14 protein-coding genes are annotated in these 16,287 nt (G+C 64.8%); 6 read left to right on the top strand and 8 right to left on the bottom strand.

From position 1 onward, the window contains the following. Positions 1–93 precede the first annotated feature (93 nt). The 3 genes from IEW98_RS09230 to IEW98_RS09220 all read left to right on the top strand — a co-directional run bounded on the left by IEW98_RS09230 (position 94) and on the right by IEW98_RS09220 (position 4,661). Entirely contained in the window at positions 94–1,827 is a 1,734-nt protein-coding gene (locus IEW98_RS09230; protein WP_188762643.1) for a DEAD/DEAH box helicase, read from the top strand. 219 nt (positions 1,828–2,046) lie between these two features. After that, positions 2,047–2,505 carry a (2Fe-2S)-binding protein gene (locus tag IEW98_RS09225; RefSeq protein ID WP_188762642.1) on the top strand — a complete coding sequence of 153 codons (459 nt, stop codon included), beginning with the start codon at positions 2,047–2,049 and terminating at the stop codon, positions 2,503–2,505. After that, positions 2,502–4,661, top strand: coding sequence for a xanthine dehydrogenase family protein molybdopterin-binding subunit (locus tag IEW98_RS09220; RefSeq protein WP_188762641.1), 2,160 nt, complete (start codon positions 2,502–2,504; stop codon positions 4,659–4,661). The genes IEW98_RS09225 and IEW98_RS09220 overlap by 4 nt, the downstream gene beginning before the upstream one ends. A 148-nt stretch (positions 4,662–4,809) precedes the next feature. Here IEW98_RS09220 and IEW98_RS09215 read toward each other — a convergent pair whose 3' ends face one another. From IEW98_RS09215 to aptA, 3 genes are all read right to left on the bottom strand, one after another. Continuing rightward, positions 4,810–6,111: a cystathionine gamma-synthase family protein gene (locus IEW98_RS09215; protein ID WP_188762640.1), complete on the bottom strand. Its 1,302-nt coding sequence runs from the start codon at positions 6,109–6,111 to the stop codon at positions 4,810–4,812. Positions 6,112–6,175: 64 nt separating this feature from the next. Continuing rightward, a complete protein-coding gene (locus IEW98_RS09210; RefSeq protein WP_188762639.1) occupies positions 6,176–7,060 on the bottom strand; it encodes a right-handed parallel beta-helix repeat-containing protein in 885 nt (294 codons plus the stop codon). Continuing rightward, positions 7,057–8,382, bottom strand: coding sequence for an omega-aminotransferase AptA (gene aptA / locus IEW98_RS09205; protein ID WP_243450657.1), 1,326 nt, complete (start codon positions 8,380–8,382; stop codon positions 7,057–7,059). The genes IEW98_RS09210 and aptA overlap by 4 nt, the downstream gene beginning before the upstream one ends. A gap of 199 nt (positions 8,383–8,581) precedes the next feature. Between aptA and IEW98_RS09200 the strand changes: the two genes are divergently transcribed. After that, complete coding sequence (locus tag IEW98_RS09200; protein ID WP_188762638.1) at positions 8,582–8,962, top strand: hypothetical protein; 381 nt, start codon at positions 8,582–8,584, stop codon at positions 8,960–8,962. Positions 8,963–8,998: 36 nt separating this feature from the next. On the opposite strand, the gene IEW98_RS09195 is transcribed toward IEW98_RS09200, so the two are convergent. Further along, complete coding sequence (locus IEW98_RS09195; protein WP_188762637.1) at positions 8,999–9,478, bottom strand: glutathione peroxidase; 480 nt, start codon at positions 9,476–9,478, stop codon at positions 8,999–9,001. Then, positions 9,478–10,086: a thymidine kinase gene (locus tag IEW98_RS09190; RefSeq protein WP_188762636.1), complete on the bottom strand. Its 609-nt coding sequence runs from the start codon at positions 10,084–10,086 to the stop codon at positions 9,478–9,480. Before IEW98_RS09190 ends, IEW98_RS09195 begins: the two co-directional genes overlap by 1 nt. Positions 10,087–10,568: 482 nt before the next feature. Here IEW98_RS09190 and IEW98_RS09185 point away from each other — a divergent pair, with 482 nt between their 5' ends. Together IEW98_RS09185 and IEW98_RS09180 are read left to right on the top strand one after the other, a co-directional pair. Beyond that, positions 10,569–13,145 (top strand): TonB-dependent receptor plug domain-containing protein, encoded by a 2,577-nt coding sequence (locus IEW98_RS09185; protein WP_243450656.1) that lies wholly within the window; start codon positions 10,569–10,571, stop codon positions 13,143–13,145. Positions 13,146–13,223: 78 nt separating this feature from the next. Next, on the top strand, positions 13,224–13,718 hold the full coding sequence (locus IEW98_RS09180; protein ID WP_188762634.1) for a RidA family protein: 495 nt from the start codon (positions 13,224–13,226) through the stop codon (positions 13,716–13,718). Positions 13,719–13,999: 281 nt separating this feature from the next. Here IEW98_RS09180 and IEW98_RS09175 read toward each other — a convergent pair whose 3' ends face one another. The 3 genes from IEW98_RS09175 to IEW98_RS09165 are packed head-to-tail and all read right to left on the bottom strand — an operon-like array spanning position 14,000 to position 16,260. After that, entirely contained in the window at positions 14,000–15,175 is a 1,176-nt protein-coding gene (locus IEW98_RS09175) for an acetyl-CoA C-acyltransferase (protein WP_188762633.1), read from the bottom strand. 50 nt (positions 15,176–15,225) lie between these two features. Next, positions 15,226–15,771 carry a carboxymuconolactone decarboxylase family protein gene (locus tag IEW98_RS09170; protein WP_188762632.1) on the bottom strand — a complete coding sequence of 182 codons (546 nt, stop codon included), beginning with the start codon at positions 15,769–15,771 and terminating at the stop codon, positions 15,226–15,228. Positions 15,772–15,801: 30 nt separating this feature from the next. Beyond that, positions 15,802–16,260, bottom strand: coding sequence for a MaoC family dehydratase (locus IEW98_RS09165; protein ID WP_188762631.1), 459 nt, complete (start codon positions 16,258–16,260; stop codon positions 15,802–15,804). Between the last annotated feature and the right edge of the window lie 27 nt (positions 16,261–16,287).

Below are 16,287 nucleotides of genomic sequence, written 5' to 3'. Positions count from 1 at the left end.
TTGCGCATGGATTGACTTTTACCGCCAAAGTCGCGCATGGCGCACACGGCGAAGCCTATCCGGAATTTCGGACAGGCGCGTCCAAGGAACCGCATGACCTTTGCTAATCTGGGCCTGTCGGAGGAACTGCTCCGCGCGGTTGCCGACAGTGGCTATAACGATCCGACGCCGATCCAGCGCCAGGCCATCCCGCCGGTGCTGATGGGGCGCGACATCATCGGTGTCGCCCAGACGGGCACCGGCAAGACGGCATCCTTCGTGCTGCCGATGATCGACATTCTCGCCGAAGGGCGCAGCCGCGCCCGGATGCCGCGCTCGCTGATCCTCGAGCCGACGCGCGAACTGGCGCAGCAGGTTTCCGAGAATTTCGACAAATACGGCAAATATCACAAGCTCAGCATGGCGCTGCTCATCGGCGGCGTCTCGATGGGCGACCAGCTCGCCGCGCTCGAAAAGGGCGTCGACGTCCTGATCGCCACGCCGGGCCGCCTGATGGACCTGTTCGGCCGCGGCAAGATCATGCTCAACCAGTGCAGCCTGCTGGTCATCGACGAGGCCGATCGCATGCTCGACATGGGCTTCATCCCCGATATCGAGGAAATCTGCACCAAGCTGCCGAGCCCGCGCCAGACCCTGCTGTTCTCGGCAACCATGCCGCCGCCGATCAAGAAGCTGGCCGACAAGTTCATGAACGAGCCGCGCATGATCCAGGTCGCGCGCCCGGCGTCGACCAACACCTCGATCACGCAATATGTCGTCGAGACGACCCCGCGCGGCAAGCGCGAGGCACTGCGCACCATATTGCGCGATCCCGAAGTCAAGAACGCCATCGTCTTCTGCAACCGCAAGCGCGACATCAAGGAGCTCGTCGAAGCTTTGAAGCGCGCCGGCTTCGCCGTCAGCCAGATCCACGGCGACATGGAGCAGTCCGACCGGATCCGCGAGCTCGATCGCTTCAAGTCGGGCGACATCACCATCATCGTCGCGTCGGACGTCGCGGCGCGCGGGCTCGACATTCCCGGCGTCAGCCATGTCGTCAACTACGACGTGCCCCACCACGCCGAGGATTACGTCCACCGCATCGGCCGCACCGGACGCGCCGGCAAGACCGGCATCGCCTACACGCTGATGACCGAGGCCGAGTCCGAAAACCTCGCCGAAGTCGAAAAGCTCATCCAGCAGAAGATCAAGCGCTTCGGCGCCGAAGTCCTCGAAGAAGTCGTGCTCAAGCCCGCCGCAGTCACGCTGCCGGTTGCAGCAACCGAAGACGACGAAGACGATGCGCTCGAGGCCGGCGACAGCGAAGCCGTCCTCGAACCGGCCGGCGATCGCCCCCGCAAGCGCCGCCGCGGCGGCCGTGGCCGCAAGCGCGAAGGCAGCGAAGTCCGTGCCGACGCAGAAACCGCACCCGAGGCCGAAATCGCGCAGCCCGCTCGCGCACCCCAGCCGCGCCGCGAAGAATCGCGTCGGGATGAACCGCGCCGCGACGAGCCCCGCCGCGAGGAATCACGTCGCGACGAGCCCCGCCGTGACGAACCGCGCCGTGAGGAATCACGCCGCGATGAACCTCGCCGTGACGAACCACGCCGCGATGACTCCCGCCGGGCTGAACCTCGCCGCGAAGAACCCCGCCGCGACGATTTCCGCGCCGCGCCGCGTGAAGCCTCGCGCGACCCGATCCGCGACTATCGCGGCACCCGCGACGAACGTGGCCGCAACGGCCGGCGCGACGATCGCCGCGACCGGGAAGACGGCGAAACCTTCATCGGCTTCGGCCCAGAAGGCACGCCCGAATTCCTGCTCCACAAGGCAACGATCGCCCGCTAAGCCCGCCGGCGAAATTCGCGCCGGTACGCCACCCCCTCCCGTCACCCCCGCCCCTTCCGTCACCCCCGCGAAGGCGGGGGCCCATCTCGCGTATTCGCCGGAAAACACCTGCCCGCAAAACCAAGCAAACGTCAAAAATCGTGCCCCTACGCACATCACCCACTCCCGCCCCGCAACAATCCCGCTAAGGTAGCCCCGCGGACAGCGGGGAAAAGCGGCATGACCAGGCTCAACATCAACGGCAAGACGATCAACGTCACCGCCGATCCCGAAATGCCCCTGCTCTGGGTCCTGCGCGACGTGGTCGGCATGACCGGCACCAAGTTCGGCTGCGGCGCGGCGCTCTGCGGCGCCTGCACCGTCCATCTGGATGGCGCGCCCGTCCGCAGCTGCCAGACCCCGCTCTCCGCCGTTGGCACCGCCGCCGTCACCACCATCGAGGGCCTGTCCGCCTCCCCCATCGGCCGCAAGCTGCAGGACGCCTGGGTCACCCTCGATGTCCCCCAATGCGGCTATTGCCAGGCCGGCCAACTCATGAGCGCGGCCGCGCTGCTCAAGGAAACCCCAAAACCAACCGACGCCGACATCGACGCCGCGATGAACGGCAACCTCTGCCGCTGCGCCACCTACATCCGCATCCGCGCCGCCATCAAACAGGCTGCCGGGGTCACAGCATGATCACCCTCAGCCGCCGCAACCTCCTCGTCGCCGGCGCCCTCACCACCGGCGGCCTCTGGCTCGGCTATGCCCCCGCCGAAGCCGCAACGACCGGCGGCCTCAACCCCTGGGTCCGCATCGCGCCGGATGGCATCGTCACCATCCTCGCCCACAATCCCGAGATCGGCCAGGGCATCAAGACCTCGATCCCGATGCTTGTCGCCGAGGAACTCGACGTCGACTGGACCCAGGTGCGCATCGAACAGGCCATCGCCGACAGCAAGATCTACGGCCGCCAGGTCGCCGGCGGCAGCATGGCCACCACCCTGCAATACGACGCCCTGCGCCGCGTCGGCGCCGGGGCGCGCGCCATGCTCGTCGCCGCCGCCGCCCAGCAATGGAGCGTGCCCGCCGCCGACCTCACCACCGCCAGCGGCAGCGTTCGTCACGCCGCGTCGGGCCGCACCGCCTCCTATGGCAGCCTCGTCGCGCTCGCCGCCACGCTGCCCGCCCCCGCCGCCGAATCGCTCGTCCTCAAGGACCCCAAAACCTTCAAGCTCGTCGGCAAGCCGATCGCCGGCGTCGACAACCGCGCCATCGTCACCGGCAAGCCGCTGTTCGGCATCGACACCGTCCTGCCCGGCATGAAATTCGCTGTCTTCCACAAATGCCCGGTCTTCGGCGGCACCGTCGCCAAGGCCGACCTGAATGCCGCCAAATCATTGTCCGGCGTCCGCGACGCCTTCATCGTGCCCGGCACCGGCGGCATCGAAGGCCTTGTCGCCGGCGTCGCCATCGTCGCCGACAGCTTCTGGGCCGCCAACCGCGCTCGCGAAGCGCTGGCGGTCGAATGGACCCCCGGCTCCGGCGCCACCCAATCAAGCCCCGGCTTCGCCGCCGAAGCCGCCGCCCGCGCCAAATCGCCCGCCCAGAAGGTCATCACCAACGAAGGCGACTCCGCCGCCGCACTCAAGGCCGCGGCAAAAACCGTGAAGGCCGATTACGCCTATCCCTTCCTCGCCCACGCCCCGCTCGAACCGATGAACTGCACCGCGCGCGTCACCGGCAACAAGGTCGAGATCTGGGCGCCGACACAGAATCCCGAGAATGGCCGGCAGCTTGTCGCCAAGTCGCTCGGCATCCCCGAAACCGACATCACCGTCCACATGATGCGCTGCGGCGGCGGTTTCGGCCGGCGCCTGCAGAATGAATACATGGCCGAGGCCGCATGGATCGCCCGCGCCGCCGGCGTTCCGGTCAAGCTGGTCTGGACCCGCGAAGACGACATGACCCAGGGCAACCTCCGCCCCGGCGGCTTCCACCATTTCGAAGCCGGGCTCGATGCCGCCGGTAAGGTCACCGCCTGGACCGACCATTTCGTCAGCTACGGCGCCGATGGCGAATTCGTCCGCGCCGCCGGCATCGACGCCACCCAGTTCCCGGCGCGCTTCATCCCCAACTTCCGCCTCGATGCCTCGCTGCTACCGTTGAAGGTCCCGACCGGCTTCCTCCGCGCCCCCGCCAACAACGCCTTCGGCTTCGTCATGCAGGGCTTCATCGACGAACTCGCAGAGGCCGCCAACGCCGATCCGCTCGCCTTCCGCCAGGCCTTGCTCGGCGATGCCCGCCTCGTCGGCGAAGCCGGCAAGCGCGACAGCTACGACGCCGGCCGGATGCGCGCTGTCCTCGACAAGGCCGCGGCGATGGCCAGATGGGGCCGCAAGCTGTCGCCGCGTTCGGGGCTCGGCATCGCCTTCCACTTCAGCCACCTCGGCTATTTCGCCAACGTCATCGAGGCCAATGTCGACAAGGACGGCGGCGTCCGCGTCGCCAAAGTCTGGGTCGCCGGCGACGTCGGCCGTCAGATCGTCAACCCCTCGGGCGCCCTCAACCAGGTCCAGGGCTCGGTCCTCGACGCCATCGGTGCGGCGCTCGGTCTCGCCATCACGATCAAGGACGGCGCCATCGTCCAGCAGAACTTCGGCGAATACCCGATCATGCGCATGGCCGACGCACCCCCGGTAGAAGTCGCCTTCATCACCTCGGACAACAACCCCACCGGCCTCGGCGAACCCGCCTACCCCTCGGTCGCCCCCGCCCTGGCCGGCGCCATCTTCGCTGCAACCGGCATCCGCCTCCGCCAACTCCCCTTCGAAGCAGCACAGCTGAAAGCCTAAAAATCTTGTCCTCCCCCTCAAGGGGGGAGGCGAGAGACGCGACTTCGCGGCCCGGGTGGGGGTGTCCCCCCGTCGGCACAAAAGCCCACCCCCACCCGCCGCGCAAACGCGCGAGTCGCCTCCCCCCTCAAGAGGGAGGTAAACAAACCTAAACCGCGTCCAAAGCCTGCTCAAAATCAGCAATCAAATCATCCGCATCCTCGACCCCAATCGAAACCCGAACCAGATTATCCGTAATCCCCAGCTCCAGCTTCCGCGCCGGTGCCACCGACAAATGCGTCATCGCCGCCGGATGCGACGCCAGGCTCTCCGTCCCACCCAAACTCACCGCCAGTTTCACCAACCGCAGATTATCGAGCAACCGGAACGCCTCCGGCTCACCCCCCTTCACGATCACCGAGAACGTCGACCCCGCCCCCGAGCAATGCCGCGCATAAATATCCGCCTGCCGCGACCCGGCCTCCAGAAACCCCAGATACCCGACCCGCTCGACCTTCGAATGATCGCGCAAGAACGCACAGACCTTGGCGGCATTCTCTCCCGCCCGGCTCATCCGCAGCTCGAGCGTCTCCAACGACCGCAACAGCATCCACGCCGTATGCGGATCGGTAATCGTGCCGATCGTGTTGCGCATCATCCGGATCGGCGTCAGCACCGATTTCGCCCCGATGCAGGCGCCGGCGACAAGATCGGAATGCCCGCCGACGTATTTCGTCAGCGAATAGATCGTCACATCGGCACCCTGCGCCAACGGCTGCGCCCACAATGGCCCCAAAAATGTATTATCGATGACGATCGGCGGCAATTCATCCGCTCCGCCGAGCACCGCCGCGCGCGCCGCGAACACCGCCTCGACATCGACCAGCGCATTCGTCGGATTGGCCGGACTCTCCAGGTAAATCGCCGCAATCCGCCCCTTGGCCTTGGCCGCCTCGATGACCTTCTCGATCTCGGGCTGCGTCGCCCCAGCCGGGAAATCGAGCCATGTCACCCCCAGCTTGCCCAGGATCCGCCCGATCAGCGTCTCCGTCGCCGCATACAACGGCGCCGAATGCACAATCACATCGCCAGGCTTGACCAGCGCCAGGAACGTCGTCGCAATCGCCGACATGCCGCTCGAAAACGTCAGCGCCTCCTCGGCATCCTCCCAAAGCGCCAGCCGATCCTCGAGAATCTCCTGGTCGGGCCCATTGAACCGCCCATAAACCAGCCCCTCCGCCCCGCCCGGCCGCACCCCGGTAACGCCCTCGAAGAACCGCTTCCCGTCCGCCGCACTCTCGAAAACGAACGTCGAGGTCAGGAAAATCGGCGGCTTAAGCGCGCCTTCCGACAGCCGCGGATCATAACCATGGCCCATCATCATCGTCGCCGGCTTCAGCTTGCGGTTACCGATGCTGCGCGCCTGGTGATGCATCAGGCGTTTCGGGCGAGCATTTGCGTCGTCGGTCATCGTACACACTTTCCTATAAGCATTCCGCCATCATAGCGCAGATCGCGGCACTTGAACTGCCCGATCAACACCGCTGCGACGCCTTCATCCGCGGCAGATCTGGCACGGTGTTCCCGCACGAAATGCCGGTGCCGCGCCGGGCGAGCACTTTGGCCCGGAACCGCGCGCCCGGCAGCGACGTCACCTTGTTGTAGCGAATGATGCAATCGCGGCAATCGATAGCGACGACGCCGTTGGGGAACAGCGTTTCCACAGTGTTGTTCTCGATCCGGACGCGGTCGAAGCCGGGGTCGCCGACAGGCTTGCGAGTCGGGACATTGCCGAAATAGATGCCCTGCGCGCGGCCCTTGGCGATGTTATTGGTGACGACGATATCGGACACCGGCCGCCCGGGCCGGCTCCAGCCCTGGTAGCAATCGGGGTGCGCCTCGCCGGTATTATAGGTCTCGCAGTAATTGCCGTCGATCGTCACATGATGGCTGCCGCTGCCGATATTGAGCCCGTCGATGGTCATGCCGATCATGCGGTTTTTCGAGATCAGCACGTCGCTCGATTCGCCGATCACCATGGCGCGTACGGTGTCGGTGATCAGCGTATCGCGGATGGTGATGCCTTTCGACTGGGCAATAAACACCGCATAACCCGCGCGCCCACGGCCGTCGACGGCGGGCGACTTGATCGTGCCACCCCGCCACACCAGCCCCTCGACTCCCTCCAGCTTGAGCCCCCCAACCCGCGCCGCCCGTGCATCGATGGTGATCGGCGACGAAAACACCCGCTCCTTCACCGCCAGCAGCGGATAATCGCCCGCGACCAGCGTGATCGTCTCGCCGCCGCGTGCGCCTGCAATCACCGCCGCCAGCGTGCTCGGGGTGGCAACAAGCGCCCGCTCGGCCGCAGCCACCGGCATCGCGGCAAGCACAAGCGCAACAGTCAACAACCGCATCATACGGTCTCCGCCAGCACGCCCGCCAGCGCCGCCACCATCGTATCGATCTGCGCTTCCTCCACGATGAGCGGCGGCGACAGCGCGATGATATCACCCGTCGCCCGCACCAGCAGCCCGGTGTCGAAAAGCCGCCGGAACACCTCCATCCCCCGCGCCCCCGGTGCCCCCTCGCGCGGCGCCATTTCAATACCCGCGACCAGCCCCATATTGCGGATATCGATGACATGCCGGCCCTCGGCCAACCCATGCACCGCCGCCTCCCAATACGCCTCCAGCCCCCGCGACCGCTCGAACAGCGCCTCGTCGCGGTACAAATCGAGCGTCGCCAAAGCCGCCGCACACGCCAGCGGATGCGCCGAATAAGTATAGCCGTGGAACAGCTCGATCCCCGCCGCCTGCGCCATCGCGCCGGTCACGGCGTCATAGATGCCCCGCCTGCACGCCACCGCCCCCATCGGCACCGCGGCGTTGGTGATGCCCTTGGCCATGGTGATGATGTCCGGCGTCACGCCCAGCCGCTCGGCCGCCGTCGCCGCGCCGATCCGCCCGAACGCCGTGATGACCTCATCGAATATCAACAATATGCCATGCTTCGTACAAATCTCGCGCAGCCGTTCGAGATACCCGATTGGCGGCACCAGCACCCCCGTCGACCCCGCCATCGGCTCTACGATCACCGCCGCAATCGTGTCGCCGCCATGGAGCGCAACCAGCCCCTCCAGCGCATCGGCAAGATGCGCGCCGTGCGCCGCCTGCCCCCGCGTAAAGGCATTGCGCGCCAGGTCATGCGTGTGCGGCAGATGGTCCGATCCTGGCAGCCCCGGGCCGAATGTCCGCCGGTTCGGGCCGATCCCCCCCACCGCGATGCCGCCGAACCCGGTCCCGTGATAGCCCCGCTCGCGCCCGATCAGTCGCGTCCGCGTGCCCTCGCCGCGCACCCGGTGATACGCCAGCGCGATCTTGAGCGCGGTATCGACCGCCTCCGACCCCGAATTGGCGAAAAACACCCGGTCGAGATCGCCCGGCATCATGCCGCCGACGCGTGCCGCCAGCTGGAATGCCAGCGGATGGCCAAGCTGGAACGTCGGCGCGAAATCGAGCCGCCCGGCCTGTTCGCGGATCGCCTCGACGATCGATTCGCGGCCGTGCCCGGCGTTGACGCACCACAGGCCAGCCGTGCCGTCCAGGATTTCGCGGCCTTCCGGCGTCTGGTAATACATGCCCCGGGCCGAAGCCAACAGGCGCGGATTGGCCTTGAAATAACGGTTGTCGGTGAACGGCATCCAGAATGCATCGAGGTCGTTCGGCGGTGACTGCAACATCGGTCTGACCTTGGATTGCGAACGAGGACGCCTCCCTCAAAGCACGCGGATGGGCACCGCGCAACGTTCACCTGCTACGCTCCGACACCACCATAACCCCCGGGTGTGACATGATGGCACCGCCGGAACCCGCCTCCGGCAAACGGCTTTTCATAATCGCCTGCACAGCCGTCGCAGTTTGTTCCCACAGAGTTAAATCATGGCCGTTCGTTTCGCCGCCACCTTTAACGCCTTCAATCGAGGCATCGAGGATACCAAGCCTGCCAGCGCCGTTTCGATGATCGAAGACTGGGAAACCGCACTCGCCGATATCGACGTTCCCGGCACCAAGGGCATCGCCCGCGATCTCACCGCCTTGCGCAAGCAGCTCGAGAGCAAGGAGCCCGATGGCGCCCGCGTCTCGGCCATCGTCGCCCGCCTCGGGGACGCCGTCACCAAGATCGCCGGCCGCGCCGAAACCAACGGCGAAAAGCTGACACAGCTCGGCTCGGCACTCAGCGACGCCGGCGAAGCCCAGGGCGACGAGGAAGTCGACACCGAAGCCGCCGCCAACCCCCGCGGCCGCAAGAAGGCCGCGTAAGCCCGAATGCCCCTCCCTGCAGGGAGGGGCAATCACCTATAGGAGTTTCTCGATATCGGCTGCGATGTCCGCAGGCTTGGTCGTCGGCGCATATCGATCGACGACATTGCCCGCCCGGTCGATCAGGAACTTGGTGAAGTTCCACTTGATGCCTTCGCTGCCCAGCAACCCGGGCGCGGCCTTCTTGAGCGCGCGGAACAACGGATGCGCATTGTCGCCATTCACATCGACCTTGGCGAACATCGGAAAATCCACATCGTAGGTCAGCTTGCAAAAGCTGGCGATCTCCGCCTCGTCGCCCGGCTCCTGCGACCCGAACTGATTGCTTGGAAAACCCAGCACGGCAAAGCCGCGTGCGCCGAAATCCTTCTGCAGCTTTTCCAGCCCTTCGTACTGCGGCGTGAACCCGCATTTGCTCGCGGTGTTGACCACCAGCAGCACCTTGCCCTGCCATTCGGCCATCGACACCGTCGACCCGTCGATCTTCATCGCCTCGATATCGTAGATGCCGCTCATCACACTCTCCCCTGTTGAACTTTCGCGCCCATCAGCGCCGCCGTGAAATGCCGCCGGCACAGCGCCACATAGCGGTCGTTGCCGCCGATCTCGGTCTGCGCTCCCGCCGCCACTGCAAGGCCTTGCGCATCGATCCGCAGGTTCATGATCGCCTTGCGTCCGCACATGCACACCGCCTTGATCTCGGTCAGTACGTCGGCGAGCGCCAGCAACCACTGGCTGCCCTCGAACAGATTGGCCTGGAAATCGGTGCGCAGGCCATAGGTCAGCACCGGGATACCGAGCTCGTCGCAAACCCGCGCCAATTGCCAGACCTGCGCCTTCGTCAGGAACTGCGCCTCGTCGACCAGCACGCAATGCACCGTTTGCGCCGCGTGTTCGGCGACCACGATCCGATACAGGTCGGTCCCGGCATCGAACGCCGCCGCATCCGCCGTCAGCCCGATTCGCGAGGCGATCGTACCCAGTCCCTTCCCGGCACGGTCGTCGATCGCAGCCGTGAACAGCATCGTGTGCATGCCGCGCTCGCGATAGTTGAAGCTCGATTGCAGCAGGATCGTCGATTTCCCGGCATTCATCGACGCATAATAGAAATACAGCTTGGCCATCTATGCCGCTTGTCGAACGCCGACGCCGCCGGGTCAACCATGCCTCGCGAATCGCGCCGCCCGTGTTGCCGCGGGGCTTGGGCCGGCGACCAAAGCCCATGATCAGCCAGAATTTTCAGCTCCTTGGCCGCGCTCCTTGTTACATATTTGTCACAGGCCAGCCTTGATTTGCAGTAATCGCAAAAACCCTATTGTAAAAAGTCTGCAAATCCATCCAGATTAGGTTTCGAGGAAATGCTGCACACAAGCCATGAGGCGTGGCGGCACCGATTTCGGGGGAACATATAGTTTGGTTTTGCGTCGGCCTTGTGCCGACGTTCAGGGAACTGCGCTTTTTTTGCGGCCACAGAGCTGCAAAGTGCGGTTTTACTGGGGAGGTTCGACGCTTTTCTTGCAAGGGGTCGTTCACGATGAATACAAGATACCGAATTACTTTGCGACATGGCGCCGCTATCTCATTATCTGTTTTCGCAATAGCCAGTTTGTCGGCCACAGCCAGTGCGCAGGTCATTGCCGCCGCCGCCGACGCCCCCGACGATAGCGCCGCGGTCGATCCCACCAGCGAAATCATCGTCACCGGCACCCGCCGAACCGATCGCACCGTCACCGAATCCGCCGTCCCGGTCGATGTCTTCACCGCCAAGGACCTGTCGGTACAGGCCAGCCCCAGCCTGCAGACCATCCTCAAGAACCTCGTTCCCTCGTTCAACCAGCAACGCAACGCCGGCGCGGACGGCTCGGCATTCGTCCGCCCGCCAACCCTTCGCGGCCTCCCGCCTGACCAGATCCTCGTCCTCATTAACGGCAAGCGCATGCACCGTTCGGCGCTCGTCCAGGTCGCGGGGGATTCGCTCTCGGCCGGCTCGCAAGGCCCCGACCTGTCGCAGATTCCCGCCGTCGCACTCGGCCGTATCGAAGTCCTGCGCGACGGCGCCGCCGCCCAATACGGGTCGGATGCCATCGCCGGCGTCATCAACCTCGGGCTGCGCACCAACGACAGCGGCTATGAAGTCAACGCCCGCTATGGCCAGACCTATGAAGGCGACGGCAAGGACATCCAGGTCTCGGCCAATGCCGGCTTCAAGCTGGGCGAAGGCTTCGTCAACCTCAGCGCCGAGTTCAACGACCAGGGGCTGTTCAACCGCGCCCTCGATCGACCCGACGCCGCACCGTTGCGCGCCGCCGGCATCGACGTGCCGAGCCCGAGCACCCGCTATGGCCAGCCCGAAAGCCGCAGCTACCGCTTCGTCATCAATTCGGCGATCCCGGTCGGCGACAAGGACGAAGTCTATTTCTTCGGCAACTACGGCTTTGCCAAGCAGGAAGTCGACTTCAACTATCGGCGGCCATTCGCGGTCTCCGTCACGCCCGGCGCGGCGGCGGTCCCGGGCGCCGTGCCCGCGGCGTCGTTCACGCTCGGCGAATCGATCGGGCCGATATACCTCGATACCATCCCCGGCCTGCGCACCGCTTCGGGTGCACCCGTCTACAACGCCAACGGGCGCATCTTCCGCGGCAGCACCTTCTTTCCCAACGGTTTCACGCCGTTGTTCAAGAGCGACAACGAGGATTATTCGGGCGTCATCGGCTATCGCGGCGAAACCGCGTTCGGCATGAACTTCGATTTCAGCGCCGGCACGGGCCGCAATCGCATCTCGTACGACATGACCAACACGCTCAACCCGTCGCTCGGGCCGCAATCGCCGACCAGCTTCTTCCTCGGACGGCTCGAACAGCGTGAAACCAACATCAACCTCGATCTCAGCTATCCGGTCGAAGTCGGCTTCTTCAGCCCGCTCAACATCGCCGGCGGTCTCGAGTTCCGGCGTGAAACCTATGCCGTCGGCATCGGCGACCCGGCCTCCTACGCCATCGGGCCGTACGCCTCGCAAACCGTGCAACGGACCGACGGCACGCGCTTCGTGGTCAATGCCGCACTCGGCGCCAACGGCTTTCCGGGCTACAGCCCCGATGCCGCCACCGAGAACTCACGGACCAGCTACTCGGCCTATGTCGATCTCGAGGCCGATGTCGCCCAAGACTTCACCATCGGCATCGCCGGCCGCTACGATCATTTCAGCGATTTCGGCGGCACCGTGAACGGCAAGGTCAGTGCGCGCTGGGCGATCGACCCGGCGATTGCGGTGCGCGGCGCCGTGAGCACCGGCTTCCGGGCACCGACACCCGGCCAATCGGCGACCGCCAACGTCCAGACGGCGTTCCCCAACGGCAGCGTCGTTCCCGTCGCCGTCGCCACGGTGCGCGCCGACAGCGTTACCGGCATCTACTTCGGCTCGCAGCCGCTCGATCCGGAAAAGTCGCTCAGCTTCTCGGGCGGCTTCGTGCTCACCCCGGGCAGCGGCTTCACCGGCACGTTCGACTATTACAACATCGCCGTGCGCAGCCGGATCGCCATCACCTCGTCGTTCAACGTCACCCCTGCCGACCGTGTCGCGCTGGCGGCGCTGGGGGTCGTCAATGCCGCCGACCTGGGCCAGGTGAATTACTTCACCAACGGCTTCAAGACCAAGACGCAGGGTGTCGACGCGGTGCTCTCGCATCGTGCCAGCGTCAGCGCCGGGGTCTTCAACACCTCGCTGGCAGTCAACTACAACAGTACCGACGTGACCGAGCGCACCATCCCGGCAGCGATCGACGTGCGCCGCAGCCTCAATATCGAGGGGCTGTCACCGAAATGGCGCGGTGTCCTGGCTGAATCCTGGACGTCGGGCATGTTCGATGCCACCGCCCGGCTCAACTATTACGGCTCGATCACCTCCTACAACGACAATCCCAACGCTGCCTGGGTCATCAACCCTGCCAGCATCCAGGAGTTCGGTGCCGACTGGAGCTTCGATCTCGAAGTCGGCGTCACCTTCGACGAACGCTTCCGCGTCGCCGCCGGTGCCGAAAACCTGTTCAACCGCTACCCGGACCGCGACGTCCGCAACCTGTTCTCCCAAACCGGAGCAGCAGCGAACGGCCGGATCTACAACGACGCCTCCCCCCTCAGCTACATGGGCGGCTTCTGGTACCTCCGCGCTTCGGCCAAATTCTAGGACGTTCCAGTTGCAAGGGTGGGCGGCAGGACTATCCTGTCGCCCATCTTGCTGTTCGATCACAAAGGGGACCCCCGCATGAAGTCACTCGCCATCGCCGCGCTGCTCGTCGCCGCGCTACCGGCCGCCGCCAACGCCCAGGTCGTCAACCGCATCGGCAACACACCCCAGGCACGCATCCTCACCGGCGCCATCGTCGCCCCCGGTGCCGAGATCTTCCACCTTTCCGGCCAGCTCGCCTCCCCGATCGACCCGTCAAAACCCGCCACCACCGTCGAAGCCTTTGGCGACACCAAAACCCAGACAATCAGCATCTTCAACAAGATCAAGACCATCCTGGCGGCGCAAGGCTATACGATGTCGGACATCTTCAAGATGACCGTCTTCGTCACCGCCGCCCCCGGCATGGACGGCAAGATGGACTTCGCCGGCTTCAACGCCGGCTATGGCGAATTCTTCGGCGCCGCCGAAAACCCCAACAAGGTCGCCCGCTCGACGGTTCAGGTCGCCGGGCTCGCTGGCCCCAACTTCCTCATCGAGATCGAAGTGACGGCAGCGCGGGCGAAGAAGTAAGCGCCTTCGGCAAGCAGGGGGCCGCGCCCCCTGCACCCCGGTTCTTGACACTTAGAACCAAAACGGTTAAATGCGGCGCTCGTCATGCTGAACTTGTTTCAGCATCCACCGTCCCACAGGCAGCAGTCCGCCAAAAAAACACCGGCACGCGAATGACCATTCGCGTCCCAGTGAACTTGAAGGGGTCAACCCCCTGTTATCAAACGCTTTTCTCAAAAACCCCCGACGCCATTTTTTTTAAAAATGGGGTCTGGGGCCAAGGCCCCAGCCGCCGGAGGCCCTTAATAGACCTCAAACAACCCGGCAGCACCCATCCCACCGCCGACACACATCGTCACGACCACATATTTGGCCCCGCGGCGCTTGCCTTCGATCAACGCATGGCCCGTGCAGCGCGCCCCGGTCATCCCATACGGATGCCCGATCGAGATCGCCCCGCCGTTGACGTTGAGCAGCTCGGGATCGATCCCGAGCGTATCGGCGCAATACAGCACCTGCACGGCAAAGGCTTCGTTGAGCTCCCACAGTCCGATGTCGTTCATCGTCAGGCCGTTGGCTTTCAACAGCTTGGGGATCGCATAGACCGGCCCGATGCCCATTTCGTCAGGCTCGAGGCCAGCGACGGCCATGCCGCGATACGCACCCAGCGGCGTCAACCCGCGCCGCGAAGCCTCACCGGCTTCCATCAGCACGCTCGCCGACGCACCGTCCGAAAGCTGCGAAGCGTTACCGGCGGTAATGACCCCGCCCTCGATGACGGGCTTCAGCCCCTTCAGGCCTTCGAGCGTCGTCTCGGGCCGATTGCCCTCGTCCTTCGAAGTCGTCACTTCGTGCTTGGTGACTTCCTTGGTCTCCTTGTTGACCATGACCATGGTGGAGGTCATCGCCACGATCTCGTCATCGAACTTGCCGGCCTGCTGGGCAGCGGCAGTCCGCATCTGCGACTGATAGCCATATTCGTCCTGGCGATCGCGGCTGATGTTATAGCGCTTGGCAACGATTTCAGCGGTTTGCAGCATCGGCATATAGATGGTCGGCACCATCGCCACCAGCGAGGGATCGCCCTCGACGCGCATCTTGTCGTTCTGCACCATCGAGATCGAATCGATGCCGGCACCGATGGTGATCTGCATGCCGTCGACGATGATCTGCTTGGCCGCGGTAGCGATCGCCATGACGCCCGACGAGCACTGGCGGTCCATCGACTGGCCCGACACGGTCACCGGCAGTCCGGCGCGCAACAGGGACGTGCGCGCGATATTGCCGCCCTGCACACCCTGCTGGAGCGCTGCGCCCATGACGACGTCGTCGACCTCGCCGCCCTCGATCTTGGCCCGCGACACGGCATGCTTGATGGCATGGCCACCCAGCGTCGGCGACGGCGTCGCATTGAACGCGCCGCGATAAGCCCGGCCAATCGGGGTCCGCGCCGTCGAAACGATAACTGCTTCACGCATCGTATAATCCTTGTTCTGCCCCCTCTCTTGGAGAAGGGAAGGTTGGTAAATCAGGCCGTCGGAAACCGCCCCATGCCAGGCTCGCTCGGCAAGGCAATCGCGCCGGTAATCAGCGCAACCCCATGATAAAACGCCACCAACTGCACGATCTCCAGGATCTGCGCCGTATCGAAATGCCCAGACAACCGCGCGAATTCGGCATCGCTCAGCTTCTTGCGAACCAGCAGCGCATCGACACTGGCGATCGCCGCCGCATCGGCCGGCTCCCAATTGCCGTCATCGGCATGGCCGTCGAACGTCGAGCGCACCTGCGCCTCCGACAGCCCGGCCTTGCCGGCGAGCATCTTGGTATGGATGCCCCATTCATACTCGCAACCGGTCTGCGCCGCGGTGCGATCGATGACGATCTCGCGGGTATGGAAATCGAGCGCGCCCTTGCCGGCAACCGCGCCGCCGAGGAAGCGATCGAGCGCCTTCTGGCTCTGCCCGATCGAGGTAAACAGCGTCAGCGGCTCGCTGCCCGGCGCCGCGACCTTGGCGGCAACCGCCTCGAACGCTTCGGGCCAGGGCTTTTGCAAAAGACCAATACGGCTCATGATTCTAATCCCTTAAAGATACTGACCTGATCACAGATATTGCAACGTGATCCACTCGGCGGCCAGCGCCGGCTTGGTCTCGCCGTCGATCTCGACCATCACATTGGTCGTCGTCTGCCACGCACCATCGGGACGCTGCGTCACATCGGCGAGCGTGAAACGGCCGCGGACCTTGCTGCCGCTCTTCACCGGCGCCATGAAACGCACTTTGTTGAGGCCATAATTGACCCCCATCTTGGTGCCCTGGATGCCGGGCATCGCGCTATAGGCGAACACCGAGCACAGGCTGAGCGTCAAATAGCCATGGGCGATCGTCGTGCCGAACGGCGTCTGTTTGGCCAGTTCCGGGTTCACATGGATGAACTGGTGATCGCCGGTCACTTCGGCGAAGGCGTCGATTTTGGCCTGGTCGACCAGGATCCAGTCGGACACGCCGACTTCGGTCCCGACAAGCGCGCGATAATCGTCGAGCGGTAGAGCTTTGGCCATCGTGTCAGCTTCCCAAGGTTGATTTTG

This window comes from Sandarakinorhabdus glacialis (assembly GCF_014643455.1).
GTDB classification, from domain to species: domain Bacteria; phylum Pseudomonadota; class Alphaproteobacteria; order Sphingomonadales; family Sphingomonadaceae; genus Sandarakinorhabdus; species Sandarakinorhabdus glacialis.
Note: the sequence above shows the minus strand (reverse complement) of the source record. Positions and strands in the feature narration are given on the sequence as shown.

Bases quoted from the DNA above. Each gene is read 5' to 3' on its own strand.
- IEW98_RS09175 (WP_188762633.1), bottom strand. From the start codon at position 15,175: ATGCGTGAAGCAGTTATCGTTTCGACGGCGCGGACCCCGATTGGCCGG.
- IEW98_RS09200 (WP_188762638.1), top strand. From the start codon at position 8,582: ATGGCCGTTCGTTTCGCCGCCACCTTTAACGCCTTCAATCGAGGCATC.
- IEW98_RS09225 (WP_188762642.1), top strand. From the start codon at position 2,047: ATGACCAGGCTCAACATCAACGGCAAGACGATCAACGTCACCGCCGAT.
- IEW98_RS09230 (WP_188762643.1), top strand. From the start codon at position 94: ATGACCTTTGCTAATCTGGGCCTGTCGGAGGAACTGCTCCGCGCGGTT.
- IEW98_RS09170 (WP_188762632.1), bottom strand. From the start codon at position 15,771: ATGAGCCGTATTGGTCTTTTGCAAAAGCCCTGGCCCGAAGCGTTCGAG.
- IEW98_RS09165 (WP_188762631.1), bottom strand. From the start codon at position 16,260: ATGGCCAAAGCTCTACCGCTCGACGATTATCGCGCGCTTGTCGGGACC.
- IEW98_RS09210 (WP_188762639.1), bottom strand. From the start codon at position 7,060: ATGATGCGGTTGTTGACTGTTGCGCTTGTGCTTGCCGCGATGCCGGTG.
- IEW98_RS09190 (WP_188762636.1), bottom strand. From the start codon at position 10,086: ATGGCCAAGCTGTATTTCTATTATGCGTCGATGAATGCCGGGAAATCG.
- aptA (WP_243450657.1), bottom strand. From the start codon at position 8,382: ATGTTGCAGTCACCGCCGAACGACCTCGATGCATTCTGGATGCCGTTC.
- IEW98_RS09180 (WP_188762634.1), top strand. From the start codon at position 13,224: ATGAAGTCACTCGCCATCGCCGCGCTGCTCGTCGCCGCGCTACCGGCC.
- IEW98_RS09215 (WP_188762640.1), bottom strand. From the start codon at position 6,111: ATGACCGACGACGCAAATGCTCGCCCGAAACGCCTGATGCATCACCAG.
- IEW98_RS09195 (WP_188762637.1), bottom strand. From the start codon at position 9,478: ATGAGCGGCATCTACGATATCGAGGCGATGAAGATCGACGGGTCGACG.
- IEW98_RS09220 (WP_188762641.1), top strand. From the start codon at position 2,502: ATGATCACCCTCAGCCGCCGCAACCTCCTCGTCGCCGGCGCCCTCACC.